The sequence below is a fragment of the Mesorhizobium oxytropidicola genome (genome assembly GCF_056174625.1).
Genome location: NZ_CM149692.1, coordinates 35,865 through 59,978 on the forward strand (window position 1 = coordinate 35,865; position 24,114 = coordinate 59,978).

The 24,114-nt window shown below is 64.0% G+C and carries 21 protein-coding genes and 1 pseudogene; 6 read left to right on the forward strand and 16 right to left on the reverse strand.

Annotation, left to right across the window (positions count from 1 at the left end; all coding sequences use genetic code 11):
- Positions 1–151: 151 nt before the first annotated feature.
- The 9 genes and pseudogenes from olsA to AC0V8S_RS00220 all read right to left on the reverse strand — a co-directional run bounded on the left by olsA (position 152) and on the right by AC0V8S_RS00220 (position 8,223).
- A complete protein-coding gene (gene olsA, locus AC0V8S_RS00180) occupies positions 152–952 on the reverse strand; it encodes a lyso-ornithine lipid O-acyltransferase (RefSeq protein ID WP_095198391.1) in 801 nt (266 codons plus the stop codon).
- Positions 953–979: 27 nt separating this feature from the next.
- A complete protein-coding gene (rimI, locus tag AC0V8S_RS00185) occupies positions 980–1,474 on the reverse strand; it encodes a ribosomal protein S18-alanine N-acetyltransferase (protein WP_183456039.1) in 495 nt (164 codons plus the stop codon).
- Complete coding sequence (tsaB, locus tag AC0V8S_RS00190) at positions 1,475–2,152, reverse strand: tRNA (adenosine(37)-N6)-threonylcarbamoyltransferase complex dimerization subunit type 1 TsaB (RefSeq protein WP_475436313.1); 678 nt, start codon at positions 2,150–2,152, stop codon at positions 1,475–1,477.
- Positions 2,153–2,248: 96 nt separating this feature from the next.
- Entirely contained in the window at positions 2,249–3,352 is a 1,104-nt protein-coding gene (locus tag AC0V8S_RS00195; protein ID WP_475438758.1) for a DUF1513 domain-containing protein, read from the reverse strand.
- A 62-nt stretch (positions 3,353–3,414) separates the two neighbouring features.
- Positions 3,415–4,493 (reverse strand): annotated as a pseudogene (locus tag AC0V8S_RS00200) (imelysin family protein).
- The gene (locus AC0V8S_RS00205) at positions 4,493–6,094 is read right to left on the reverse strand and encodes a di-heme oxidoreductase family protein (protein WP_475436315.1); all 1,602 of its coding nucleotides are present in this window, start codon (positions 6,092–6,094) and stop codon (positions 4,493–4,495) included. Before AC0V8S_RS00205 ends, AC0V8S_RS00200 begins: the two are co-directional and overlap by 1 nt.
- 12 nt (positions 6,095–6,106) lie before the next feature.
- Positions 6,107–6,592: a bacterioferritin gene (gene bfr, locus AC0V8S_RS00210; RefSeq protein ID WP_096453290.1), complete on the reverse strand. Its 486-nt coding sequence runs from the start codon at positions 6,590–6,592 to the stop codon at positions 6,107–6,109.
- The gene (locus AC0V8S_RS00215; RefSeq protein ID WP_095198398.1) at positions 6,558–6,869 is read right to left on the reverse strand and encodes a (2Fe-2S)-binding protein; all 312 of its coding nucleotides are present in this window, start codon (positions 6,867–6,869) and stop codon (positions 6,558–6,560) included. The genes bfr and AC0V8S_RS00215 overlap by 35 nt, the downstream gene beginning before the upstream one ends.
- A 64-nt stretch (positions 6,870–6,933) precedes the next feature.
- Positions 6,934–8,223 (reverse strand): imelysin family protein, encoded by a 1,290-nt coding sequence (locus AC0V8S_RS00220; RefSeq protein WP_475436318.1) that lies wholly within the window; start codon positions 8,221–8,223, stop codon positions 6,934–6,936.
- A 61-nt stretch (positions 8,224–8,284) separates the two neighbouring features.
- Here AC0V8S_RS00220 and AC0V8S_RS00225 point away from each other — a divergent pair, with 61 nt between their 5' ends.
- From AC0V8S_RS00225 to AC0V8S_RS00235, 3 genes are all read left to right on the forward strand, one after another.
- Positions 8,285–8,482 carry a hypothetical protein gene (locus AC0V8S_RS00225; RefSeq protein ID WP_183456027.1) on the forward strand — a complete coding sequence of 66 codons (198 nt, stop codon included), beginning with the start codon at positions 8,285–8,287 and terminating at the stop codon, positions 8,480–8,482.
- Positions 8,483–8,656: 174 nt separating this feature from the next.
- Positions 8,657–9,910, forward strand: a complete 1,254-nt coding sequence (locus AC0V8S_RS00230) for an NAD(P)/FAD-dependent oxidoreductase (protein WP_475436320.1) — start codon at positions 8,657–8,659, stop codon at positions 9,908–9,910.
- Positions 9,911–9,954: 44 nt separating this feature from the next.
- Positions 9,955–10,107, forward strand: a complete 153-nt coding sequence (locus AC0V8S_RS00235) for a hypothetical protein (protein WP_432421193.1) — start codon at positions 9,955–9,957, stop codon at positions 10,105–10,107.
- Between the two features lie 589 nt (positions 10,108–10,696).
- Here AC0V8S_RS00235 and AC0V8S_RS00240 read toward each other — a convergent pair.
- The gene (locus tag AC0V8S_RS00240) at positions 10,697–11,767 is read right to left on the reverse strand and encodes an ISAs1 family transposase (RefSeq protein ID WP_475432758.1); all 1,071 of its coding nucleotides are present in this window, start codon (positions 11,765–11,767) and stop codon (positions 10,697–10,699) included.
- 100 nt (positions 11,768–11,867) lie between these two features.
- Entirely contained in the window at positions 11,868–13,145 is a 1,278-nt protein-coding gene (locus AC0V8S_RS00245; RefSeq protein ID WP_475436322.1) for a 4-aminobutyrate--2-oxoglutarate transaminase, read from the reverse strand.
- Positions 13,146–13,377: 232 nt separating this feature from the next.
- Here AC0V8S_RS00245 and AC0V8S_RS00250 point away from each other — a divergent pair, with 232 nt between their 5' ends.
- Genes AC0V8S_RS00250 through AC0V8S_RS00260 form a run of 3 tightly spaced genes read left to right on the forward strand, consistent with a single transcriptional unit; the run spans position 13,378 to position 18,640 of the window.
- Positions 13,378–14,517 carry an efflux RND transporter periplasmic adaptor subunit gene (locus AC0V8S_RS00250; protein WP_475436323.1) on the forward strand — a complete coding sequence of 380 codons (1,140 nt, stop codon included), beginning with the start codon at positions 13,378–13,380 and terminating at the stop codon, positions 14,515–14,517.
- Positions 14,514–15,590: an efflux RND transporter periplasmic adaptor subunit gene (locus tag AC0V8S_RS00255; protein WP_475436325.1), complete on the forward strand. Its 1,077-nt coding sequence runs from the start codon at positions 14,514–14,516 to the stop codon at positions 15,588–15,590. Before AC0V8S_RS00250 ends, AC0V8S_RS00255 begins: the two co-directional genes overlap by 4 nt.
- Positions 15,590–18,640 (forward strand): efflux RND transporter permease subunit, encoded by a 3,051-nt coding sequence (locus tag AC0V8S_RS00260; RefSeq protein ID WP_475436327.1) that lies wholly within the window; start codon positions 15,590–15,592, stop codon positions 18,638–18,640. Before AC0V8S_RS00255 ends, AC0V8S_RS00260 begins: the two co-directional genes overlap by 1 nt.
- A 52-nt stretch (positions 18,641–18,692) precedes the next feature.
- Here the strand turns inward: AC0V8S_RS00260 and AC0V8S_RS00265 are convergent, their stop codons facing one another.
- The 5 genes from AC0V8S_RS00265 to AC0V8S_RS00285 are packed head-to-tail and all read right to left on the reverse strand — an operon-like array spanning position 18,693 to position 23,901.
- A complete protein-coding gene (locus tag AC0V8S_RS00265) occupies positions 18,693–19,442 on the reverse strand; it encodes an ABC transporter ATP-binding protein (protein WP_475436329.1) in 750 nt (249 codons plus the stop codon).
- Complete coding sequence (locus AC0V8S_RS00270) at positions 19,439–20,272, reverse strand: ABC transporter ATP-binding protein (protein WP_475436331.1); 834 nt, start codon at positions 20,270–20,272, stop codon at positions 19,439–19,441. The genes AC0V8S_RS00265 and AC0V8S_RS00270 overlap by 4 nt, the downstream gene beginning before the upstream one ends.
- Positions 20,269–21,189, reverse strand: coding sequence for a nickel transporter permease (gene nikC, locus AC0V8S_RS00275; RefSeq protein WP_322417760.1), 921 nt, complete (start codon positions 21,187–21,189; stop codon positions 20,269–20,271). The genes AC0V8S_RS00270 and nikC overlap by 4 nt, the downstream gene beginning before the upstream one ends.
- Positions 21,186–22,247 (reverse strand): ABC transporter permease, encoded by a 1,062-nt coding sequence (locus tag AC0V8S_RS00280; RefSeq protein WP_475436332.1) that lies wholly within the window; start codon positions 22,245–22,247, stop codon positions 21,186–21,188. The genes nikC and AC0V8S_RS00280 overlap by 4 nt, the downstream gene beginning before the upstream one ends.
- Before the next feature lie 10 nt (positions 22,248–22,257).
- On the reverse strand, positions 22,258–23,901 hold the full coding sequence (locus AC0V8S_RS00285) for an ABC transporter substrate-binding protein (protein WP_475436334.1): 1,644 nt from the start codon (positions 23,899–23,901) through the stop codon (positions 22,258–22,260).
- Positions 23,902–24,114: the final 213 nt, after the last annotated feature.

The following is a 24,114-nucleotide window of genomic DNA, read 5'->3' on the forward strand; positions in this document are numbered from 1 at the left end:
GGGCGCACTGCCGGCTGCCCGGCCACACTGCCGATGTCGTCGCTTTCAATCGTGTTCAAGTTCATCCGGCGGCTTCTAACGCCTTTCCGTGACAAAAAACAGACGATTCTCCGCTACGGCGGTCATGCGCCCGGTAGACACTTGGCCTGCACTAGCGGCTCGGGCGCGGATCGGCGAGCGCCGCCTGCATCATCTCGCGCACCTGGCTTTCCATCAGCCTTGCCGTTTCCTTGCGGTTCGAGCCCTTGGCAAAGGCGATCGGCTCGCCGAAATGCACCTCGACGTCGAGCGCGCCTTCCGCCATCAGCACCTTGAGATGCGGCATCAAATCCTCGTCGCCGATCCAAGCCGAGATCGGCCGGTGGCGACGGCCGAGCGGCACGCCGTGCAGGCGCGTATAGGCGATCGCCACCGGCTGGATGAACACCTGCTCGGCCGCACCCTCCGAAATCGCCATCGAGGCGGCGCCGAACAGCGTGCTTTTGAAGGGCAGGACGGCGTTGCCGTCACCGGTCGAACCTTCGGCGAACAGCACCATGGCGTCGCCCTTGGCCATGCGGCTGGCGATCTCGCTTGCCTGGTCGCCTGAGGAGCGCTTGCGCTCGCGTTCGATGAAGACGGTGCGCTGCAGTTTCGACAGCATGCCGATCAGCGGCCAGCCTTCCATATCGGCCCTGGCGATGAATTTCACATCGGCAAAAGAGCCCAGCACCATGATGTCGGTCCAGGAGATGTGGTTTGCGGCAACCAGCAAGGGCCGCTTGTCGGACAGCGTCCCCTTGACATGGACGTGCATGCCAAGCGCCCTGAGGATCAGCCTGTGCCAGATCTTGAGAATGACGGTTTCCGGCCACCAGCCGGTCTTCATCGACAGGATCTGCAATGGCACCAGGACCAGCGAACCGGCGACGACAAGGCCCAGGGCCAGGAAAATCCTGATTTTTCCGATCATACTGTCCTGCGCCTACCCGATCTCTGGCTAGCGAAGATCGCGGCGCATGACAAGCGCACCGGTCGGCCCGCGATCGGGCGACTTGTAGTAGTCGGGGCGCTTGCCAACTTCGCGGAAGCCCAGCCGACGGTAGAGAGCGATCGCGGCGACATTGGTCTCGTCGACCTCGAGGAACAGCGCTTCGGCGCGCTGCGCGTGCAGTTCGCGCAGCACCGCATCCATCAACTGCCAGCCCAGTCCCTGGCGGCGATGCGATCGCGCCACCGCGACGGTCAGTATCTCGCCCTCGCCGGCCGCGAGCCGTGCCAGCACGAAGCCGACAGGCGGTTTGGAGCCCTGCCCGGTCTCGCGCGCGGCGTAACCGAACACGGTGTCCTGCTCGAGCAGGGCGGCGAACTCGCCATCGGTCCACGGGCGGACGAAATCTTCACGGTGCAGCAACGACACCGCGGGGCTGTCTGTGATCCTGAGCGGCTCGAGAGCATAGTCCCGGCGGCGCGGCTGGAGAAAAGGTATGCGCATTTAATTTTGTTGCCTTGATAAAATGAAACCCGCCTGCGGCTTGGCATCAGCGCCGCGCAGATAAAGCGGTCTCGGCCTTTCGCCTTGCCCCTTTGCCGCGGCCAGACGGGCGTAGGTTAGAATATCAGCAGTGCCCGTCTGAGGGCCAATATCGAAACCACGCCCGGCCGAGGCCGCGATCTGTGCCGCCGCGGTACCGGCCAGCACCGCAGAGTTGTCCATCGCCAAGGCAGTGGCTTCCGGCAATGTGGTCACCGCCGGACCGTAAGTTAAAACTAACGCTTTGTCGTACAGCGCGGCATGAATCTCCTCGCGGCCGGCATCGAGCGCCGCCAGCACGGCACGGCCGGGAAATGCCGCTGCGGCCTCGGCGGCCAGCGCCTCGAGCGTCGTCACACCGATCGACGGAATTTTCAACGCCAGCGCCAGGCCGCGCGCGGTCGAAACGCCGACCCGCAGGCCGGTGAACGAACCGGGACCGACGGAAACGGCAATGGCGCCAAGGCCGGCATAGTCGGTTTCGGCCGCCTTCAACGCCTCGGCGATGACGGCCATCAGGTGCTCGGCGTGGCCTTTGCCGAGATCGAGCACCGCGCGACCAAGCTCCCGCCCGGCCGCCGCGTCGCAGACGCAGGCAGCGCAGAGGCTCGCGGCACAGTCGATGGCAAGCACTTTCATGAAACAACCGGTTCCGAGAAACACTTCCCTGTGCCCGCCAAGGCGCGCCACCGCAAGCATAATTTGTTAAGCGGCTTCGGTTCCGCCAGCGCGCTATCAGACCTGTTCGATGCGCAGCATGTGGTTGTCCCAGACATAGTCCGGCTCTAACCGTGTCGTGCCGCTGCCTTCGATGATCTCGCCGGCGCCCGTGGTGGCGATGAAGCCCGACCCGTCCGGCGCCAGGCCGCAGACCTCGATCAGCGCACTCGATGAGACGACCCGGCCGCTGGCGGCATCGATCACCACAAGCGAATTGCCTTCCGGTGACGAGACGGCGACGGTGCCGGCCAAAGGATTGGCGGCGACCGAACCTATATAGTTGCGGAAGCCGGACAATACGTCCTGCGGCATGTCGAGCAGTTGCAACTCCTTGCCGCGTGCGGCGCGGCCGACCAGCAGCGGACGATCGGTGCCCGGCCCCCTGTACTGGCAGCCAAACCAGACGGTGCCGGATGGGTCGGTGTCCACGTGGCGGATCGACAGCTGGTGCAGGGAAGCCGGCAATTCGTGCTTTTCGATGAGGGCGCCGGAGACGCGGTCGATCAGCACATAGGACGGCTTCATGGTGGCGATGTTGAGCTCGGCGCGGCCATAGTCGGGATGGGTCTCGATGCCGCCATTGGCGACCGCGATCGTCCTGCCGTCGCCCAGCAGCAGCAGTTCATGCGGCCCCATGCCATAGGTCGAAAATTCGCCGATGCGACTGAATTTCGCCCGCGCGTCGTAGACGCCGACGACGCCGGCGGCGTTGTCGAAATCGTTCTCGGTCGCATAGAGCAGGGCGCCATCAGGAGAGAACACGCCATGGCCGAAGAAATGCCGGCCGGTGATGCTGGCGATGGTCTGCGGGGCATCGCGCCCGGTGTGGTCGAACACCACGGCGAAGGTGCCGGGCTGGCGGGCGAAGACCACCGAGCGTTTCGATACGGGATCGAAGGTGACGTCATGGCCGCGATCGGGCAGGTCGATCGCATGCAGCACCTTGCCAGCCTCGGACAGGACGGCGGCGCCAAAACTGCCGTCACGCTTGACGAAAGCGGTGGCGAAGACCGCGTCGGCCGCGAGCGTCGCCGCCCACGCAGGCGGTGCCATCGCGGCGGCGAAGCCGATGCCCGCGGCCCTCAGAAAGTCGCGACGGTCAAGGAGCGGCGTGCGCATGCTCTCGCTCTTCTTGAGCATGATCGTTTCCGAAAACCGGCTTCCACTTTTCGGGATCATGCTCAGTCCCCATCCAGCGAGGAGAAGCCGGCGGTCAGGCCGAATTCGTCGGTCAGCCGGGTGCCGATCAGGGTCGACAGGCTGGAGGTGATCAGCGCGAAATGCTCGAGTTTTTCGCGTAGCGCCGTGTCCGCCAGCGTCTTGTCGATCGGACCCTGAATGGATTTCGCGGTGGCAACGCCGTTGACCAGTTGGATATGGATCGACTCCGCCATCCAGCGCGCGTCGGGCGGCAGCGCATCGCCAAGCTTGGAGGCCTGGAACAGCGCATCGATGCCAGCGAGGTTTCCGGCCAGCGCATTGGCGGTGTTTTGCGAGCGCCAGTAGATCGCCTGTTTCGGCTTGTCCGCCTCGGGCTTGCCGCCGAGGAAGCCTTTCAGGCGGACATCCCTCACCATCTCCAGCTCGTTGATGAAGACGCCGACCAGTTCGGTGACCGCTTCGTTGCCGTCGCGGTAGAGCGCGTTTTGCGGTCCCGGATTGGCCCAGAGTGCGGCAAAGCCGTCCGGCTTGTTCCAAGCCGTGCTGACCTCGCCGGCCATGGTTTCGATGTTGCCGGCAACCGCTGCGCCATAGGCGCAGCGGTTGGGTCATCCTTGCCCGTCAGCGCATCGGCGCCATCGCCGAAAAGCACGAATTCCAACGCGCCGAGCCCCTGCATGGCAATGCTCTTGCCTGCCAGCTGTGCCGGATTGATGGCATTCGGGTCCTTGGCGGACAATACCGCCTGCACCTGTTTCAAGCCGAGGCCCTTGCGATCCGGCCAATAGAGGATGCGCTCCAGCCGGTTGTTCTCCTTGATCGGCCCGAAACCGACGATTTCGGCCGACGACCAGGCATAGACCGTGGCCGAAAACTCGGCCCGCGCCGCGTCGAGTTCCCCTTGCGAGGGCGCTTCGCAGAGCTTGTGCATCGCCTTCGTCAGGGTTTCGGCATGCTGGTGCAGGTCGGCATAGGCCGGGCGGACAAAGCCGTCGATCGCCCGCTGGATGATATCGGAGGCTTTCACCGCCGCCGAGGCCGGGAAAACACTGAGCAGAGCCAGTGGCAGAACGAGAACCAGGGCAGAGCGCTTCAGCATCACAGTGACTCCAGGAATTTGACCAGCGCATCGCGCTCAGTCGCGTTGGCAGTGGCAAAGCGGTCGCGCGCCTTCTGCGCCTCGCCACCATGCCACAGGATCGCCTCGGTCAGGCTGCGCGCGCGGCCATCGTGCAGAAAGAAAGTGTTGCCGTTGACGGTTTCGGTGAGGCCGATACCCCATAGGGGCTGGGTGCGCCACTCGCTGCCCGTCGCATCGCCCACCGCCTGGCCGTCGGCAAGATCGGGACCCATGTCGTGCAGCAGGAAATCGGAATAGGGCCAGATCAGCTGGAAGGCCTGCGCCTTGTCAGGCGCATCGCGACGGGTGACGAATTTCGGCGTGTGGCAGGCAACGCAGCCGATCTCGTAGAAGAGTTTCTTGCCGGCGAGCACGTCCGCCGCAGCGAGATCGCGACGCGCCGGCACGGCCAGGTTCTGCGAATAGAAGGTGACAAGATCCATAACCGGCGGCGGCGCCTCGACCGGACCAAGGCGCGCCTGCACGCCATTCGGCATGGCGAGGCATTTGTCCTCAGCGGCGGTGCAATCGCCCCAGTGCTTTGGTTCTTCCGGTGTCGAGATGCCGATGTCGCCGGCAAAGGCATCCGCCGCCTGCTGGCGGATCGTCGCGGTCTGCGCCTTCCAGCCGAAACGGCCAAGTGTCAGCTCACCGGTCTGGCCGTCACGCACGATGTTCGGCCTGCCGGAAATGCCGTCGTTGTTGCGGTCGTCCGAGTCGGCGCGGGCGAGAATGTCCGCCGGTGCGATCTGCTCGATCAGGCCGAGGCCGATCATCGGCGGAGTCAGGCGCGGCGACAGCGTGGTGTGCGGATCGAGCGGCCCATAGGCGAGATCGGTGACGGAGTAGCTGGGTTGGCGCAGAGAAACCACGGTACCGTCCGTCAGCGTCACCTGGCGTTCCTGGTAGGCGACGCGCATCCGGCCTTCACCGCGCAGGCCGGGCACGGCGAGTTCCTGCAACTGCGAGCCATAGACCGGGTCGGGGAAGTTGAGCATCTGGCGGTCGGCAAGGGCTGCCTTTTCCTCGGCGTTGCCGGCGTCGCGCGCCAGCCGCAGGAACATCGAGGTGGTGCCGGTATCGCCTTGCGGCGGACGGCCGCGGCCGTCCCTGAGATGGCAATTCTGGCAGGCACGTTCATTGAACAGCGGCCCAAGCCCGTCCGACGCCTGTGTCGAGGATGGCGACGACACCCAGTTCCTGCGAAACAACGCGTCGCCGAGCTTGAAAGTGCCCTCTTCCTCGAAGCTGATATTGGCCGAGGATTGCGAGAAGGCATCGCGACTGACGTCCTTCTGCGACGTGCCGGCGCCACCTTGCATCAGCTCGAACGGCTCGGGTTTGGAGAAATCCGTGGTCGGCCTGGTGACGGCGATGACGCGCGCCTGATCTTTTGGATTGAGGTCGCTGCGCGTGGTGGCGAGCCCGGCTGGTTGAAGCTCGCCGGCAATCGCGGATGATGTCAGCGCCAACATAAGAATGGTGCAGCGCCGACGAGCCGATCCGGCTGGTCTTTTCAGGAGAAGCGGCGAGCCGGCGGCCCGCCGCGAGCGGCGCAGGAATTCTAGCAGGCGCCGCATTCCCGCATGCCTTTACTCCGCCTCGTTGGCCGCGTCGGCGTTGAGCTGGCCGTACTTCTCCTCGCCGATCGAGGCGAGCAGGTCGAGCTGCGTCTCTAGGAAGTCGATGTGACCTTCCTCGTCAGCCAGCAGATCCTCGAACAGTTTCATCGTCACGTAATCACCAATCTCGTGGCAGATTTCGCGCGAACGCTTGTAGGCCGTGCGCGCGTCATATTCGCCGGCAAGGTCGGATTCGAGCACCTCCTTGACGTTCTGCCCGATGCGCAGCGGCGCCACGGACTGCAGGTTCGGATGGCCTTCAAGGAAGATGATACGGGCGATGAGCTTGTCGGCGTGGTGCATCTCCTCGATCGATTCGGCCCGCTCCTTCTTGGCCAGCTTGGTGTAGCCCCAGTCCTCGAGCAGACGGAAATGCACCCAATATTGATTGACGGCTCCAAGCTCCAGGAAAAGAGCCTCGTTAAGCCGCTCGATGATCTGAATTTCGCCTTTCATGGGTTCTGCTCCCGTATTGGACGCGCAGGCCTCTGACGCGATCCAGATGTGAAACGATATCCACGCCGCTCGCCTCCGAGCGGGCGTGGTAATTTTCGGTGACCCGGATGATCGTTTCGACCACATTTGGGAAGCAGCCGCAACAGCGGCCACGCTTTTGCATCGAGTGGTAGACCTTGGCCGGCACGATAAGTTGCCAGGGATCCTGGTCCAGCAGCCCGATGATCGTCTGCTCGATCTCCTTCTCCGTAATGATGTTGCAATGGCAGATCAGCATACGTTTGCTCAGATGGCTGACGGCGCCTCCCGCGCCGTTTGGCTGGTATTTACCCTGACCGCGCTTACTTGAACACCTTGTCTGGTGCGTCGAGGCTGTCGGAGCCCTCGAAGGCTATGGCGTTAAGCTTGAGGGTGCCAACGGCGCGTTCGATCGATTTGGTCTGGTCGATCAGCGCGTCGATTGCCGCCTGCACCGTGGCGTTGCCTGCCGTGTTGCCTTCGGCGATCTGCTGGTCATAGGCCTCGCCGGCCTCGGCCCGCGCCTTGATCGCCTCCATCTTGGCGACGCTGACGTCGAGCTTGCCGGACAACTCCTTGTCGATCGCCGGATCGGCCGCCTTGACCATGTCGTGCACCGAAGGTCCAGAAACGACGGTGCCGTCGAGGCGCGTGTAGCTGGCGAGGTAGGCGGCCCGGATGCCGACGGCGTCATAGAGATGCGAATTGTAGGTGTTGTCGGAGAAGCAGTCTTGCTCCTCCTCTGGATCATGCAGGAGGAGGCCGAGTTTCATGCGCTCGCCGGCCAGTTCGCCGTAGGACAGCGAGCCCATGCCGGTGAAGATGATCGAGATCGCCGTGTTCGGCTCGCCATCGACCAGGTTCTTGCGCGCGGCGCCGTCTTCCTTCCAGTCGTTGACCATTTTCTGCAGGTCCGAGACCAGAAGGGTGGTGGCGGATTTCAGATATTCGGCACGGCGGTCGCAATTGCCGCCGGTGCAGTTCTTGAGGTCGTAGTCGGTGTAAGGGCGCTCGCCGGCGCCCGGGCCGGTGCCGTGCAGGTCCTGGCCCCAGAGCAGGAATTCGATGGCGTGATAGCCAGTGGCGACATTGGCCTCGATGCCGCCGGCTTGCTGCAACGTGCCGGAGAGGAATTCCGGCGAAAGTTTCGAGGCGTCGACCTTCTTGCCGTTGATCTCGATCTCCTTGTTGGCGATCACATTGGCCGTATAGAGCGAATTCGTGTCCGATTCCGTACCATAACTCTTGGCGACATAGTCGATCAGGCCTTCATCCAGCGGCCAGGAATTCACCTGGCCTTCCCAATCGTCGACGACCTTGTTGCCGAAGCGATAGACCTCGGTCTGCTGATAGGGCACGCGCGCGGCCTTCCAGGCGTCGCGGGCGGCCTTGAGCGTGTCCGCTGAAGGCTTGGCGAGCAGTGCATCGACCGCCTTGTCGAGAGCCTGCGCCGTGGTCAGCGAATCCTCGTATTTGGCGAGCCCGATGTCGGCATAGGTCTTGATAACGGCCTTTGCGTCGGTTTCCGCCTTGGCAGGCAGCACAAACACCGCCGCCGTCAGCAGCGCCGTAGCACCAATCGCCGCAAGCCTACCGCCGTACCGTGCTGTCATTATCGCTCTCCAGTTTCTCGGAAATTTTATAAAAGCCGCGCGCGGCGGCCGGCGCCAGGCCATGTCGATGCCAAAAGCGCCAAGGCTTGCCGCGCCATCGCGCGGTCCAGGGAAGAAAGACACCAAAATGCCTCCAATCGAACGGGTTCAAGGCCCAGACATCAAAGGGATGCGCCAACGCGCAGGCTTCCATAAAGCTGCGACGCCGATGGAAGTCAATGAAAATCGACGGGAAAAGCCAATCGAAACAACAGTTTAGAATTATTCTAAACTGCAAAGCTCAACTTTATACCCTTGCTGCACCGACCGCGCTGCGGAACTGTACGATTGACAGCCGCCATTCCGGGTGCGACCCGCAAACGCCGTCTTGCGGCGGCCCCAGACAATTGCCACCTGGCGAGACGTCCTAGAATCGAAGCGGGATTGGAATGCGATGAAGAACGGCGTGGTCATTGTCGGTGCGGGTCATGCGGGCGTGCAAGCGGCCGCCAGTCTGCGCGAGGACGGCTATGGCGGACCGGTGATCCTGGTCGGCGACGAGAACGAGCTGCCCTACCACAAGCCGCCGCTGTCTAAGACCTTCATCAAGGATGCCGAGGCCAAGCCGCAACCCTTGCGCGGCGAGGCCTTTTATACCGGCAGCGCCATCGACTACCGGCCGGGCATCCGGATCGACCGCATCGATACCGGCCGCCGCAGCCTGGAGATATCAGGCGGCGGCGCGCTGGCCTTCGACCATCTGATCCTGGCGACCGGGTCGCGTCCGCGCACCTTGCCGCTGCCGGGCGCGGACCTGTCCGGCGTTTTGTCGCTGCGTTCGCTGGCCGATGCGCGGCTGATCCGCGACCTGAGCGCTCAGAGCGAAGATGTCGTCATCCTCGGTGGCGGCTTTATCGGGCTGGAGATCGCCGCGACCCTGCGCGCGGCCGGCCGCACGGTGACGGTGGTGGAAGCGGTCGACCGGCTGCTCGGCCGCGCCGTGGCCCCCGTGGTGGCAAGCCATGTCCGCCAAAGGCTGGAAGCGACTGGCGTGCGCATCCTGACTGGCACCTCGATTGCAAAACTCGAAGGTGAAAACGGCCATGTCGTCGCCGCCATCACCTCGTCGGGCGAAAGGCTGCCGGCGCGCATGGTCATTGTCGGTATCGGCGCCGTGCCGAATGTCGAACTGGCGCAGGCCGCCGGCCTCACCATTGCCAACGGCATCCGTGTCGACCTCCAGATGCGCAGTTCAGTGTCGGAAATCCTGGCCATCGGCGACGCTGCTTCCTACAGGCACTGGTTCACTGGCGGCGACGTGCGGCTGGAATCGGTGCAGAACGCCACCGACCAGGCCCGACTCGCTGCGCGCACTATAACCGGCCACGCCGATGCCTATTCGGCGGTGCCGTGGTTCTGGTCCGACATTGGCGACATGAAGCTGCAGATGGTCGGGCTGACCGCCGGCGGCGACAGCCATGTCGTGCTGGGCGACCTGCCCGACAACAAATTCTCGATCTATCACTATGCCGGCGACCGGCTGCTCGGCATCGAATCCGTCAATCGCCCCGGCGACCACATGCTCGGCCGCAAGATGCTCGGTGCGGGTTTCTCACCGACGCAGGAAACGGTAGCAGCGGGATCGGATGGGCTGAAGGCGGCGCTGGCTGCGTTTCAAACCGTCGAGCCGGCGAAGGCTGTCGGCTAGTTTTGAAAGATTTTGTTCGAGCAATCACCAATCGGAGCTATGTCGTGAGCAGCGAATATTTCCGTGAATTGATCCGCCGCGATCAAGACCGCCAACTGCTTCGACGTCTCCTCCTTGAGGGCGCGTCATCCGAGCCGGGCGCTCCGGTTGATGATGGCTATTTCGCAGCACTGCAAAAACGAGCGCAGGGCCAATAAATTCGTGGCCTCAACTCACCCGCTTTGCGTTACGGAATGCACGCATCTTCTGTGATTTGCGTAACTGATCGGCCCGAGGCTTGATTGCCACGTGGTTCCCCCAATCCGTCGCTGCTTCGCAGCGCCACCTTTCCCCCCTCCGGAGGGAAAGGAAGGGAGCTTTGCTGGACGAGCGTTGATGGCAAAGAAGCTTGGCGCCTTTCCTCTACCCCGTCGATCGGGGGAGAGGTGGCTCGGCGAAGCCGAGACGGAGTGGGGGTCGACCAGCGCCGCATAAGACAATGCATGCGCCAAGCCGCCATGCACGCTATCGCCAAAGACCAGCGCGGCTTGGAAATGTGTGCATGCCGTAGCCACTTTGTGGGGGGCGAGGAACCCAAGCTTTCGGAGGGCGCGACATCCGTGATTAGCGTTTCCTTGCTCCCATGAAATGGGGGAGAGATGGCCGCGCAGCGGACGGAGAGGGGGCGGGCGCCGCCATATACGATTACCCTCCTCCTTGTGGGGAGGGTCGCTGCAAAGCAGCGGGGTGGGGTCAGCGCCAAGCCCCCCACCGGACCTTCGGTCCGACCTCCCCACGAGGGCAGGGCTATCGCATATGAGCGATTGCCTGGATGAGATAGTCGTCATTCCAAGCGCATTTCTTGATGCGGTGGCTAATGGGGACTTTGTCGATGTCGGCGGCCTGAAGGATATTTCTGGCGATGCGGTTGATGAGGGCGGTGTTGGCGGGAGCGTTGTCCTTGCGGGCACGACTGAGGTCCTCGTGCAGATGAACGTCGAGCATCCAGTGCAGTGCGTTCTCGATCTGCCAATGGGCTCTGGTGAGGTCGATCGCCTGCTGTGGCGACAGCAGCGTTGAGGCCATGAACAGGCGCGTCAGCGGCTCGGCCTGATCGCGCCGGCTGGTGATGCGGATGAAGGCCTTGTGCCCCGGCATCATTGGTTCAGCCGCCACCACGACCTCTGCCTGCCGCCATTCGTTGCGGCCATGGCTGGTCTCGGTCCGCTCAGTGACGGCGGGAGTGGTCTGGGCCAGTTGTTGATTGGCCCGAGCCAACCAATGCCGGCGGTTTCCCTTGAGTGCGAGCAGATAGTCGCCGCCGCGCTGAATGATGGCCTTGGCCATGCGCGTGTGGCAGTGGAGGGCATCGGCCGTGACCAATCGGCCAGTAAGATCAATGAGTTCGACGACCTTGAGGGCAGCCTCGACCTCATTGTCTTCGTCGCCGGGCGAGACCGCCGCCAAACACAGCCGCGTCTGGCTGGCAAAGGCCGACACCGTCAGGGGCGGGCTGGCCGCAAGGCCTTTCTCATAGGCCCGCCGCAGCGCCTTGCCATCAAGTGCGACCACACCCTGACGTGCCTGGGCAAAGCCTGCGGCAAAGGCGGCGAACGCCCGTCCGAAGGCCTCCGGATCGAGCAGGCGCAACAGCCGCGAGAAGGTGTCGTGGCTAGGCGCCTCCTCATAGTCGATCAAGCGCGACAGCGCCTGTTTGCGCTCTTGCGCGAACAACGAAAACTCCGTTGCGCTGGTCGCGCCACACAGGCTCGCAGCGATCATCATCACGATCAGGTCGCCAAGCCGATGTGTGGCGTTGGCCGCGCGCGGATCAGGCACCGTACCGAAATAGCTCTCAAGGCTGGTAATGGCAGTCACTCCTCGCTGGACTGCCTTCCCAAAGAATCCCTTCTCAAACCAACTTCAAGCCCAAAATCGCCATATGCGATTCCCCTGCCCACGAGGGGGAGGTAGAACGCTAGGCAGCGCAGACTTCGCGGATCGAGCTTTCAAGGATATCGAGCGCTTCGTTCATCACCTCGTCCTGGATGGTGATCGGCGCCAGGAAGCGGATGACGTTGCCGTAGACGCCGCAGGTCAGCAGGATCAGGCCCTTGTCGAGCGCCTTCAGCCGGATGGCGTTGGCGATCTCGGCCGACGGCAGGCCCTTCTTGGCGTCGTTGAACTCGACCGCGTTCATGAAGCCGAGGCCCCTGATGTCGACGATCTCGGGCACGTCGTCGCGGATCGACTGCAGGCGCTGCTTCAGCCGCGCGCCCAGCGTGTTGGCGCGGTCGCACAGCTTTTCGTCCTCGATCACATCGAGCACCGCGTGCGCGGCGGCAACGCCGATCGGGCTGCCGCCATAGGTGCCGCCGAGACCGCCGGGGCCGGGCGCATCCATGATCTCGGCGCGGCCGGTGACCGCCGCCAGCGGGAAGCCGCCGGCCAGGCTCTTGGCCATGGTGGTGATGTCGGCCGCGACTTCATGATGGTCCATGGCGAACATTTTGCCGGTGCGGGCAAAGCCGGTCTGCACTTCGTCGGCGATGAGCAGCATGCCGTGCTGGTCACAGAGCTTGCGCAGTGCCGTCAGGAATTCGCGCGGCGCCTCGTAGAAGCCGCCCTCGCCCTGAACCGGCTCGACGATGATGGCGGCGACGCGGGCCGGATCGACATCGGCCTTGAACAGCCGGTCGAGTGCGGCCAGCGAATCGGCGACCGACACGCCGTGCAGCGGCACCGGGAACGGCGCGTGGTAGACGTCGCCCGGCATGGCGCCGAAGCCGACCTTGTAGGGCACGACCTTGCCGGTCAGCGCCATGCCCATGAAGGTGCGCCCGTGGAAGCCGCCGGCGAAGGCGATGACGGCCTGGCGGCCGGTGGCGTTGCGGGCGATCTTGATGGCGTTCTCGACCGCCTCGGCTCCGGTGGTGACGAAGATCGTCTTCTTCTCGAACTTGCCGGGCAGCATGGCATTCAGCCGTTCGGCCAACCTGACATAGCTCTCATAGGGCACGACCTGGTGGCAGGTGTGCGTGAAACGGTCGAGCTGTGCCTTGACCGCTTCGATTACCCTCGGATGGCGGTGGCCGGTGTTGACGACGGCGATGCCGGAGGAGAAGTCGATGTAGCGGCGGCCTTCGACATCCCAGATCTCCGAGTTTTCAGCCCGGTCGGCATAGATTTGCGTGGTCATGCCGACGCCGCGCGAGATCGACTGGTTCTTGCGTTCGGAAATGGCTGAATTCTTCATGATATCCCTCATCGGGCCGGCGCCCGTTCTCGTTGATCAGATGTCTTCTGACCTTATTTCACGTTTTCCTCAAGTCGGCACCATCGGCTGGCGATTGGGCCTGATCTCGCTGCCTCCTTAACCAGTCATCCGATACGCGTACGAGACCGGTTTCCTTTTTCCGGAGATCGACTATCCTCCTGGCATCGCGCGAGGCACCGCTGTCAGCGAGCGGCCGCGGCTGGGGGAGTCCATGAGCAGGAACGTGACATCGTCCGTCCCACTACCATCCTTCAGAACCTCCAGCCTTTTGTCTTTTCAAACCGTGTCGGCAGTGTGCGTCTGCACAGCCGCATTGCTGCTGGCCGGCTGCCAGAAGCAGGAGGCGGCGGACAAGAAACTGCCGATCATGGTGCGCACCGAAACGGTGGCGATGGCCGACTATGCGCCGAGAACCTCGCTGACCGGGGTGATCGCGGCACGCACGCTGAACAATCTGTCCTTCCGGGTCGGCGGCCGCGTCGCCGAGCGGCTTGTCGATGTCGGCCAGCATGTCGACCAGGGCGCGGTGCTTGCCCGCATCGATCCGCAGGAGCAGCAATCCGATCTGCGATCGGCACAGGCCGATCTTGACGCGGCACAAGCGCAACTGACCCAGTCAGCCGCCGCCTTCGAACGGCAGAAGACGCTGCTTGCCCAGGGCTTCACCACCAGGCGCGACTACGACGCTGCCGACCAGGCGCTGAAGGTGGCGCAAGGCAGTGTCGACGCCGCGCAGAGCGCATTCGCCAATGCCCAGCAAAACCTGTCCTTCACCGAGCTCAAGGCCGGCGCCCCCGGCGTCATCACCGCCCGCCAGGTCGAAACCGGCCAGGTGGTGCAAGCAGCGCAAACCGTCTTCACCGTCGCCGAGGACGGCGACCGCGATGCGGTGTTCAACGTGCAGGAGACGCTGGTCGCCAGGACGCCGGCCTCGCCGGCGGTGACGATCACGCTGTTGTCCGACCCGCAGGTCCGGGCAACAGGCAAGGTGCGCGAAATCTCGCCGGCGGTCGACCAGGCCTCCGGTTCGATCCGGGTCAAGATCGGCATTCCCGATACACCGGCCGGCATGCCGCTGGGGGCGGCCGTCATCGGCTCGGTTAGCGCCAAGCCGGCGAAGGCGATCCTGTTGCCGTGGCAGGCGCTGACGTCCAGCGCCGGCAAACCGGCGGTCTGGATCGTCGATCCCTCGACCAAGGCAGTGGCGGTGACGCCGGTCGAGGTGCTGGCCTTCAATTCGGGCACGGTCGTCATCGCCAGCGGGCTGAACGAAGGCCAAAACGTCGTGACCGCAGGCGGGCAGTTGCTCAGTCCCGGCCAGACTGTCGAGATATCGGGGGCGGGCCAATGAACCGGTTGCCGCGCATCGTGCTTGGCCTGTTCGCGGTTGGTGCGCTCGCCGCCTGCTCGAAATCGGACGAAAAGCCGCCGGAGATCATCCGGCCGGTGCTGTCGGTCGTGGTCGAGCCGCAGACCTCGCAGACCTTCGGCTTTGCCGGCTCGATCTCGCCGCAGATTAGCGCCGACCTCGCCTTCCGCCTGCTCGGCCGGGTCGTCTCGCGCGACGTCAAGGTCGGCGACATCGTCAGCAAAGGCACGACGATCGCCGCGCTCGACCCGACCGCGCTGGAGCTGGCGGTGCAAGCAGCCACGGCCGAGCTCTCCAATGCCGAGGCACAGTTCGCCAATGCCGCCGCCAGCGAGGAGCGTCAGCGCCAGCTGCTCGCCGCGGCCAACACCACGCAGGCCGTCTTCGATGCCGCGCAGCAGGCACGCAAAGCAGCGGAAGCCAATGTCGAACGGGCTAAGGCTGCGCTGGCCAAATCGCAGGAGCAGCTTGGCTATGCCAGGCTGTTCTCGGATTTCGATGGTGTCGTCACCGCTGTCGGCGCCGAGGTCGGGCAGACGGTCTCGGCCGGCCAGACGGTCGTCACCGTGGCGCGGTCGGATCTGCGCGAGGCGGTGGTCGATATCCCCGATCAGTTGACCGGCGATCTTACGGCCGGCACGCCGTTCCAGGTCATCCTGCAATCGCTGCCGACGATCGAGACCCAGGCCAAGCTGCGCGAGATCGCGCCGCAGGCCGAGGGCTCGACACGCACCCGGCGCGTCAAGCTCGCGCTCACCGACCCGCCGCAGGCCTTCCGGCTCGGCTCGACGGTGACGGCGACCCGCATGACCAAGGTGGTGCCGACGATCGAACTGCCCATCTCCGCGCTGCTGGAAAAGAACGGTTCCGAGAAAGTGTGGATCGTCGATCCGCAGACATCGAGCGTGAGCGCGCACGACATCAAGGTCGCCTCGAAGAATGGCGAGACTTTCACCGTCGCCGAAGGGCTTAAAGCCGGCATGCGCGTGGTCACCGCGGGCGTCCACAGCCTGAGCGAAGGCCAGAAGGTCAAAGTGCCGGAGGGCGGCGTCTGATGAAGGGCTTCAATCTCTCCGACTGGGCGCTCAGCCACCGCTCGATGGTCTGGTATTTCATGCTGGTCTTCGTGGTGGCCGGGATCTTCTCCTACCTCAATCTCGGTCGTGAGGAAGATCCCAACTTCACCATCAAGACGATGATCATCCAGGCCAACTGGCCGGGCGCCTCGGTCAAGGAAACCCTGCAGCAGGTGACTGACCGCATCGAGAAGAAACTCGAGGAGCTCGACAGCCTCGACTATACCAAGTCCGTCACCACCGCTGGGCAGACCGTCATCTTCGTCAACCTGAAGGACACCACCAAGGCGCGCGATGTCGTGCCGAACTGGATTCAGGTGCGCAACATGGTCAACGACATCAAGGCGCAGTTTCCGCAAGGCGTGCAGGGGCCGTTCTTCAACGACCGCTTCGGCGACGTCTACGGCAACATCTACGCCTTCACCTCGGACGGGCTGACGCCGCGCCAGCTGCGCGACTATGTCGAGGATGTCAGAACCAGGATCCTGGCCGTGCCCAACGCCGGCAAGGTCGATCTGGTCGGCGCGCAGGACGAAGCCATCTATCTCGAATTCTCGACCCGTCAGATCGCCGCTCTCGGCCTCAACCAGCAGGCGATCGTGGCGAGCCTGCAGGCACAGAACGCCATCACGCCGTCGGGTGTCGTCGAATCCGGGCCCGAGCGTGTCAGCGTCCGCGTCGGCGGCCAGTTCACCTCGGAGGACAGCCTGCGCGGCATCAATCTGCGCGTCAACGATCGCTTCTTCCGGCTGAGCGACGTGGCGACGATCCGGCGCGGCTATGCCGATCCGCCGACGTCGCTGTTCCGCTTCAACGGCCAGGATGCGATCGGGCTGGCCATCGGCATGAAGCCCAACGCCAATCTGCTCGAATTTGGCGCGGCGCTGGAAAAGGAAATGAAAGAGGTGCTGAGCGACCTACCGGTCGGCGTCGGCGTGCATCTGGTCGCCGACCAGCCTGTCATCGTCGAGGAAGCGGTTTCGGGCTTCACCCGGGCGCTGGCCGAGGCGGTCGCCATCGTGCTCGCGGTGTCCTTCATCAGCCTTGGCATGCGCGCCGGCTTCGTCGTGGCGCTGTCGATCCCGCTGGTTCTGGCCATCACCTTCACGGTCATGGCCTATCTCGGCATCTCGCTGCAGCGTATTTCGCTGGGTGCGCTGATCATCGCGCTCGGCCTGCTGGTTGACGACGCGATGATCGCGGTCGAGATGATGGTGGCGCGGCTGGAGGTCGGCGACAATCTGCGCAAGGCGGCGACGTACGTCTACACCTCGACCGCCTTCCCGATGCTGACCGGCACGCTGGTGACGGTCGCCGGCTTCATCCCAATCGGCCTCAACAACAGCGCCGCCGGCGAATACACCTTCACGCTGTTCGTCGTCATCGCGGTCTCGCTTTTGGTGTCATGGATCGTGGCGGTGCTGTTTGCGCCACTGCTCGGCGTTACCATCCTGCCGGCCACGATGAAGCAGCAGCAGCACGACAAACCCGGCCGCTTCACCAGCCTGTTTCGGCGCGTGCTCCTGGGCTCCGTGCGACATCACTGGCTGACCATCATCGCCACCGTGCTGTTGTTTGCCGCCTCGATAGCCGGCTTCGGCCTCGTCCAGCAGCAGTTCTTTCCGCCTTCCGACCGGCCGGAGCTGATCGTCGACTGGAACCTGCCGCAGAACTCGTCGATCACCGAGACGCGCGACCAGATCGAGCGTTTCGAAGGGCGGGCGCTGGCCGGCAACCCCGACATCGACCATTTCTCGTCCTATATCGGCCAGGGCGCGGTGCGCTTCCTGCTCGCCTTCGACGTGCAGCCTGCCAATCCCTATTTCGGCCAGACGGTGATCGTCACCAAGAGCATCGAGGCCCGTAACCGGATCAAGCCGGTGCTGGAGAAATTGTTGCGTGAGGAGTTCGTCGGCACCGACGCCTACGTCAAGCCGCTCGAACTCGGGCCGCCGGTCGGCCGTCCCGTGCAGTACCGTGTCGGCGGCCCCGACATTCAGACGGTGCGGGAGCTGGCGCAGCAGGTCGCCGGCCTGATCTCGGCCAATCCAAAGCTGGCGGCGCCGACTTTCGACTGGAACGAGCCGCAGCGCGTGCTGAGGGTCGACGTGCTGCAGGACAAGGCACGGCAACTCGGCATCACCTCCTCCGACATCGCCAGCGCGTTGAACAGCACGGTCGGCGGTGCCACCATCACGCAGGTGCGCGACGCCACCTATCTGATCAATGTCGTGGCGCGTTCACGCGATGCCGAACGCGGTTCGATCGACACGCTGCAGAACTTGCAGCTGCCGACCAGCACCGGCGAGGCGATCCCGCTCGCGGCGGTGGCCAACTTCCGCTACGACCTCGAACAGCCGACGGTGTGGCGGCGCAACCGCATTCCGACCATCACCGTACGCGCCGGGCTGGTTGGCGATGTGCTGCCGGCCACCGTCGTCAACGAGTTGAAGCCATCGGTCGACGCCTTCATCGCCAAGCTGCCGCCCGGCTATTCCGTCCAGACTGCGGGCTCGGTCGAGGAAAGCGCCAAAAGCCAGGGACCGATCGCGGCCGTGGTGCCGCTGATGCTGTTCGTCATGGCGACCATCCTGATGATCCAGTTGCAGAGCTTCCAGCGCCTGTTCCTGGTGGTGGCGGTGGCGCCGCTCGGGTTGATCGGCGTGGTGGCGGCACTGGTGCCGAGCGGCGCACCACTCGGCTTCGTCGCCATCCTCGGTGTGCTGGCACTGATCGGCATCCTGATCCGCAACTCGGTCATCCTGATCGTGCAGATCGAGGATCTTGTCAGGGAGGGCAAGGACCGCTGGGCGGCCGTCATCGAGGCAACCGAACACCGCATGCGGCCGATCGCGCTGACGGCGGCCGCCGCCAGCCTCGCGCTGATCCCGATCGCCCGCGAAGTGTTCTGGGGGCCGATGGCCTACGCGATGATGGGCGGTATCATCGCCGGCACCGCGATCACACTGCTGTTCCTGCCGGCGCTTTATGTGACGTGGTTCCGGATCAAGGAGCCGAAAACCAGATAGCGAAGGCGCACACGGGAAAACGGTGCCGGAAGGTGGGGCAGTCTGAAATCCCTTAACCCGTGCGGACGAACCCGTCGCTGGCCCGGAGCAGGTTGCGCGTATAATCCTCAGTCACGCGGTGCGCGACAAGTTGGGCCGCGGTGAGGTTCTCGACCGCCTCGCCGCTTTGCATCACCATCAGCCGCTCGCACATATGGGTGATGATGGCGAGGTCGTGGCTGACCATCAGGAAGGTCAGCTTGCGCCGCCGGCGGACTTCTTCCAACAGGTTGAGCACTTCCGCCTGCACCGAGGCATCGAGCGCCGAGGTCGGCTCGTCGAGCAGCAGGATCGACGGCTCGAGGATCAGCGCACGCGCGATCGCCACGCGCTGGCGCTGGCCGCCCGAAAGTTGGTGCGCATAGCGGAAGCGGAAACCGTTGCCGAGGCCGACCTCATCGAGCGCGCGCTCGATGCGTTTCTCGCCATTGGCAAAGCCGTGGATGGCAAGCGGCTCCTGCAACAAGCGGTCGACGGTCTGGCGCGGGTGCAGCGAGCCATATGGATCCTGGAAGACCATCTGCACTTCGCGGTAAAAGGCCTTGTCACGGCGCGCGCCAAGCCTCTTGCCATTGACGGCGATGCTGCCCGAGGCGACTGGCGCGAGGCCGGCGATCGCCCTGAGCAGCGTCGATTTGCCGGAGCCGGACTCGCCGACCAGGCCGAAGGATTCACCGGACCTGACTTCGAGACTGACGCCCTTCAGCGCGCGAAAACGGTCGAAGATCACTTCCAGCCCGTCGATGGCAATCGCTGCTGTCATGCCGCCCACTCCGGCTTGCGGTCAAGCACCGGCAGCGGGTGGCGTTCGAAGCCGATCCTGGGCATGCAGTTGAGCAGGCCGCGCGTGTAGGGATGCTGGGCCTGGCCGAGTTCGGAGGCCTTGAGCTGCTCGACCACCTTGCCGGCATACATGACGATGACGCGGTCGCAGAAGGACGAGACCAGACGCAGATCGTGCGAGATGAAGATCAGCCCCATGCCACGATCGCTGACCAATTTATCGAGGATGCCTAGCACGTCGAGTTGCACGGTGACGTCGAGCGCCGAGGTCGGCTCGTCGGCTATCATCATTTCCGGCCCGGCGATCAGCATCATGGCAATCATGGCACGCTGGCCCATGCCGCCGGAGACTTCGTGCGGGTGCAGGTCGAAGACGCGTTTGGGATCGCGGATCTGCACCGCTTCCAGCATGGCCAGCGCCCGCTCCCGCGCCTCGGCCTTGCTGACTTTTTCATGGGTGCGCAGTGTCTCGACGATCTGCCGGCCGATGCTCATCACCGGGTCGAGCGAGTATTTCGGATCCTGCAGGATCATGGCGATGCGGTTGCCTCGCAACGCCCGGCGCTGGCGTGGCGAGATGCTGAGCAGGTCGATGCCGTCGAAGGCCAGTTTCCCGGCCGATATCCTGGCCTGCGGCGGCGTCAGGCCCATGATGGCGCGGCCGGTCTGCGACTTGCCCGAGCCGGACTCGCCGACAATGCCGAGCCGTTCGCGGCCAAGCGAGAAGGAGACGCCGCGCACCGCTTCGATCAGCCCGGTGCGGGTTGGGAAGGTGACACGCAGATCGTCCACGTCGAGAAGCGTGCTCATTGGTCACCACTGCGAGGATCGAGGGCGTCGCGCAGGCCGTCGCCGAGCAGGTTGAAGCCGAGACTGACGATGAGGATGGCGAAGCCAGGCGCGCCGGCCACCCACCATTGGTCGAGGATGAAGCGGCGGCCGGACGCGATCATGGTGCCCCATTCGGGCAGCGGCGGCTGCGCGCCGAGGCCGAGGAAGCCGAGGCCGGCGGCGGTCAGGATGATGCCGGCCATGTCGAGCGTGACGCGGACGATCAGCGAGGAGATGCAGAGCGGCATGATATGGCGCAGCACGATGCGGAAAGGCGAAGCGCCCATCAGCTGCACCGCCTTGATGTAGTCGGAATTGCGCACCGTCAGCGTTTCCGCGCGGGCAATTCGAGCGTAAGGCGGCCAGGAGGTGATGGCTATCGCCAGCACCGCGTTTTCAATGCCGGGGCCGAGTGCGGCGACGAAGGCCAGCGCCAGAACCAGTTTGGGGAAAGCCAGGAAGATGTCGGTGATGCGCATCAGGATGGCATCGGTCCAGCCGCCGGCGTAACCGGCGACTGTGCCGACCAGCAGACCGATGGGTGCTGCGATAATGGCGACCAGGATGACGACATAGAGCGTCCAGCGCGAGCCGTAGAGGATGCGTGACAGGATATCGCGGCCAAGGTCGTCTGTGCCGAACCAGTGCTCGGCGCTCGGCGCCAGCAGCCGGGAATTCTTGAGATCGCCGAAGGTCGGCGAATAGGGCGCCAGCACGCCGGCAAGGGCGGCGATGACCAGCAAAGCGATAATGATGAGCAGGCCGACAAAAGCCAGCCGGTTGGCGGAGAACCGCCGCCACGCGACATAGGCGCGGCCGAGTCTCGCCTGCATGCGCGACGCCGGCCGCTCGCTGAGCAGCCAGTCGCGCCGACTCTGGATGGTGTCTGTGCTCATCCTGTCTTCGTCCTCGGATCGAGCACGCGGTAGAGAAGATCGGACAGAAGGTTGATGCCGATGAACACCGAGCCGATGACGATGGTGCCGCCGAGCACGGCGTTCATGTCGGCGTTCTGCAGCGAGTTGGTGATGTAGAGGCCGATGCCCGGCCAGGAGAAGACGGTCTCGGTCAGCACCGAGCCTTCGAGCAGCCCGGCATAGGAGAGCGCGATCACCGTCACCATCGGCACCGCTGCGTTGCGCAACGCATGGCCCCAGATGATGCGGGTTTCCGACAGACCCTTGGCGCGCGCCGCGACGATGTATTCCTGCGCGAGCTCGTTGAGCATGAACGAGCGCGTCATGCGGCTGATATAGGCGAGCGAGAAATAGCCGAGCAGCGAGGCCGGCAGGATGATGTGCCGGAAGGCGTCCCAGAAGACATCCCACTGACCCTGCATCGCCGAGTCCAGAAGGTAGAAGCCGGTGATCGGCGTGAAGGTGTATTCGTAGACGACGTCGAGCCGGGCCGGGAAAGCCACCCATTGCAATTTGGCGTAGAACAGGACGAGCCCAAGCAGGCCGAGCCAGAAGATCGGCACGGAATAGCCGATCAGGCCGATGACGCGTACGATCTGGTCGATGATGCTGCCGCGCTTGACGGCAGCCAGCACGCCCAGCGGCACGCCGAACAGCGCCCCGATCAGCGTCCCCAGCGTCGCCAGTTCCGTCGTTGCCGGAAGCGCGCGGCGAATGTCGGTCATGACCGGATTGGTGGTCAGCACCGAAGTGCCGAAATCACCGCTCAGGGCATTTTTCACATAGATGTAGAACTGCTCGACCAGCGGCAGGTCGAGGCCCATCTCGCGGCGCGTGCGCTCGACGACATTGAGAGGCGCCCGATCACCGAGCACCGCCAAAACCGGGTCGATCGGGATCACACGGCCGATGAAGAAGGTCACCGCGAGCAGACCAAGATAGGTCGCGACCGCGATGACCAGAAAGCGGCCGATCGATGATGCAAGGGCGACGGCGCGGGCGCTGCCGCGCCCGCTTTCGTTTTCAACCGCGCTCATGCGGCGCGCACTATTCCTTGGAGACCGGCCCGACGAAGTTAGAGTCGAAGCTCGGGCCGAGCGCGAAGCCCTTGAGGTTCTTGCGCAGGCCGGCCACTTCCAACTGCTGATGGATGATGACGAAGGGGCTGGTGTCGAGGATCTTCTTCTGCAGATCCTTGTACATGTCGGCACGCTTGCCGGCATCCTTCTCCAGCAGCGCCGCTTCCGTTTCCTTGGTCAGGTCCGGAATGTCCCAGGAATTGCGCCAGGCAAGCGTGTGGGACTTGCCGGCATCCGAATTGTCCGGGTTCGAGGCAAAGGTCTGGGCGTTGGAGTTCGGATCGAAATAGTCCTGGCCCCAATTGCCGATATAGATGTCGTGGTTGCGGGCGCGGTACTTGGTCAGCGTCTGCTTGCCGTCGCCGGGGATGATCTCCAGCTTGATGCCGGCCTGACCCAGTGTCTGCTGGATCGATTCCGCCATGCCGGTGGTCGGCTGGCCAGTGCGCACGTCCATGGTCACGCTGAAGCCATCCGGCAGGCCGGCCTTGGCCAGCAGTTCCTTGGCCTTGGCGACATCGAGCTTGAACGGGTTGTCGTCCACGGCGCCAAGATCACCCTTGGGCAGGAAGGATTGGTGGATTTCGCCAATGCCCTTGAGGATGGTCGAGCTCAGCGCATCATAGTCGACCAGGTATTTGAACGCCTGGCGCACCTCGGGCTTGGCGAGGTTCGGATTCTTCTGGTTGAGGCTGATGTAGTAGACTGTGCCCTTCGGCGCGCTGGTCGAGGTGAGGTCGGCGTTTTTGGCGATGGCGTCGAGGTCGTTCGGCTCGAGGTTGCGGGCAACGTCGATGTCGCCGGCCTCGAGCGCCAGGCGCTGGGCCGAGCTTTCCTTCATGTTGCGATAGATGACGCGGGCAAGCTTGGCCTTCTCACCGTGATAATTGTCGTTGCGCTCCATGACGACGGCTTCGTTGGCGCGCCATTCACGCAGCTTGTAGGCACCGGAGCCGGCATAGCCGGTCTTCAGCCAGGCATTGCCGAAGTCGTTGTCCCATTTGTAGTCGGCGGTGGGCGCCGCCTTGACGACGTGTTCCTTGACCAGCTTGGCGTCGACCACCGAGGCGACCGTTGCCGAGAGGCAGTTCAGCACGAAGCTCGGTGCATAGGCCTTGTCGACGGTAAACTGGAAGGTGGTATCGTCGACGGCCTTGGCCTTGTCGGCAGCGTTATCGCCGCTGATGCCGAACTGTTCGATGATGAAGGCCGGGCTCTTGTCCAGCTTGACGGCGCGCTCGAACGAATAGGCGACATCGGCCGCGGTGATCGGATTGCCCGAAGCGAATTTGAGGCCGGGCTTGAGCTTGAACGTGTAGGTCAGGCCATCGTCGGAGACGGTCCAGCTTTCGGCGAGATCGGGCTTGACCTTGGAGGTGTCGCTGAGGTCGAGGCGAACCAGCAGGTCATAGGTGTTACCGGTGACTTCGGCGGTCGACAATTCGAACGCCTCGCCCGGATCCATGGTGATGATGTCGTCGATCGCGAAGCCTTCGACCAGCGTGTCGGCAGGCGTAACCGCGAAGGCGGGGGCTGCGCCAATGAGCAGCGCGGACATCGCCGCGCCCGCAAGCAAGGTACGAGAGCGAAGAGCAAACTTTTCCATCATCATGGTGATTGTTCCCTGTTTTGTTGGTTGTTGACCTGAGTTCCCGGCTCAGGGTTGCAGAATTCTTGTCGAGGCCAAACGACGGCCCTCTAGCCCCTTACCGTCGTGGTTTTTGTCCAATTGGTCAACAGCATATCCGGCGGCCTCGTGGCCGGCAACGAGCATTTATACGAGGGCCAATTTGAGCAGAATGGCGGCTGACGCGTCGACGCACAG

Bases quoted from the DNA above. Each gene is read 5' to 3' on its own strand.
- AC0V8S_RS00245 (WP_475436322.1), bottom strand. From the start codon at position 13,145: ATGAAGAATTCAGCCATTTCCGAACGCAAGAACCAGTCGATCTCGCGC.
- AC0V8S_RS00220 (WP_475436318.1), bottom strand. From the start codon at position 8,223: ATGACAGCACGGTACGGCGGTAGGCTTGCGGCGATTGGTGCTACGGCG.
- AC0V8S_RS00250 (WP_475436323.1), top strand. From the start codon at position 13,378: ATGAGCAGGAACGTGACATCGTCCGTCCCACTACCATCCTTCAGAACC.
- AC0V8S_RS00195 (WP_475438758.1), bottom strand. From the start codon at position 3,352: ATGCGCACGCCGCTCCTTGACCGTCGCGACTTTCTGAGGGCCGCGGGC.
- tsaB (WP_475436313.1), bottom strand. From the start codon at position 2,152: ATGAAAGTGCTTGCCATCGACTGTGCCGCGAGCCTCTGCGCTGCCTGC.
- AC0V8S_RS00270 (WP_475436331.1), bottom strand. From the start codon at position 20,272: ATGAGCACGCTTCTCGACGTGGACGATCTGCGTGTCACCTTCCCAACC.
- rimI (WP_183456039.1), bottom strand. From the start codon at position 1,474: ATGCGCATACCTTTTCTCCAGCCGCGCCGCCGGGACTATGCTCTCGAG.
- AC0V8S_RS00265 (WP_475436329.1), bottom strand. From the start codon at position 19,442: ATGACAGCAGCGATTGCCATCGACGGGCTGGAAGTGATCTTCGACCGT.
- AC0V8S_RS00215 (WP_095198398.1), bottom strand. From the start codon at position 6,869: ATGCTGATCTGCCATTGCAACATCATTACGGAGAAGGAGATCGAGCAG.
- AC0V8S_RS00225 (WP_183456027.1), top strand. From the start codon at position 8,285: ATGTCGATGCCAAAAGCGCCAAGGCTTGCCGCGCCATCGCGCGGTCCA.
- olsA (WP_095198391.1), bottom strand. From the start codon at position 952: ATGATCGGAAAAATCAGGATTTTCCTGGCCCTGGGCCTTGTCGTCGCC.
- AC0V8S_RS00255 (WP_475436325.1), top strand. From the start codon at position 14,514: ATGAACCGGTTGCCGCGCATCGTGCTTGGCCTGTTCGCGGTTGGTGCG.
- AC0V8S_RS00285 (WP_475436334.1), bottom strand. From the start codon at position 23,901: ATGATGATGGAAAAGTTTGCTCTTCGCTCTCGTACCTTGCTTGCGGGC.
- bfr (WP_096453290.1), bottom strand. From the start codon at position 6,592: ATGAAAGGCGAAATTCAGATCATCGAGCGGCTTAACGAGGCTCTTTTC.
- AC0V8S_RS00280 (WP_475436332.1), bottom strand. From the start codon at position 22,247: ATGAGCGCGGTTGAAAACGAAAGCGGGCGCGGCAGCGCCCGCGCCGTC.
- AC0V8S_RS00205 (WP_475436315.1), bottom strand. From the start codon at position 6,094: ATGCGGCGCCTGCTAGAATTCCTGCGCCGCTCGCGGCGGGCCGCCGGC.
- AC0V8S_RS00230 (WP_475436320.1), top strand. From the start codon at position 8,657: ATGAAGAACGGCGTGGTCATTGTCGGTGCGGGTCATGCGGGCGTGCAA.
- nikC (WP_322417760.1), bottom strand. From the start codon at position 21,189: ATGAGCACAGACACCATCCAGAGTCGGCGCGACTGGCTGCTCAGCGAG.
- AC0V8S_RS00260 (WP_475436327.1), top strand. From the start codon at position 15,590: ATGAAGGGCTTCAATCTCTCCGACTGGGCGCTCAGCCACCGCTCGATG.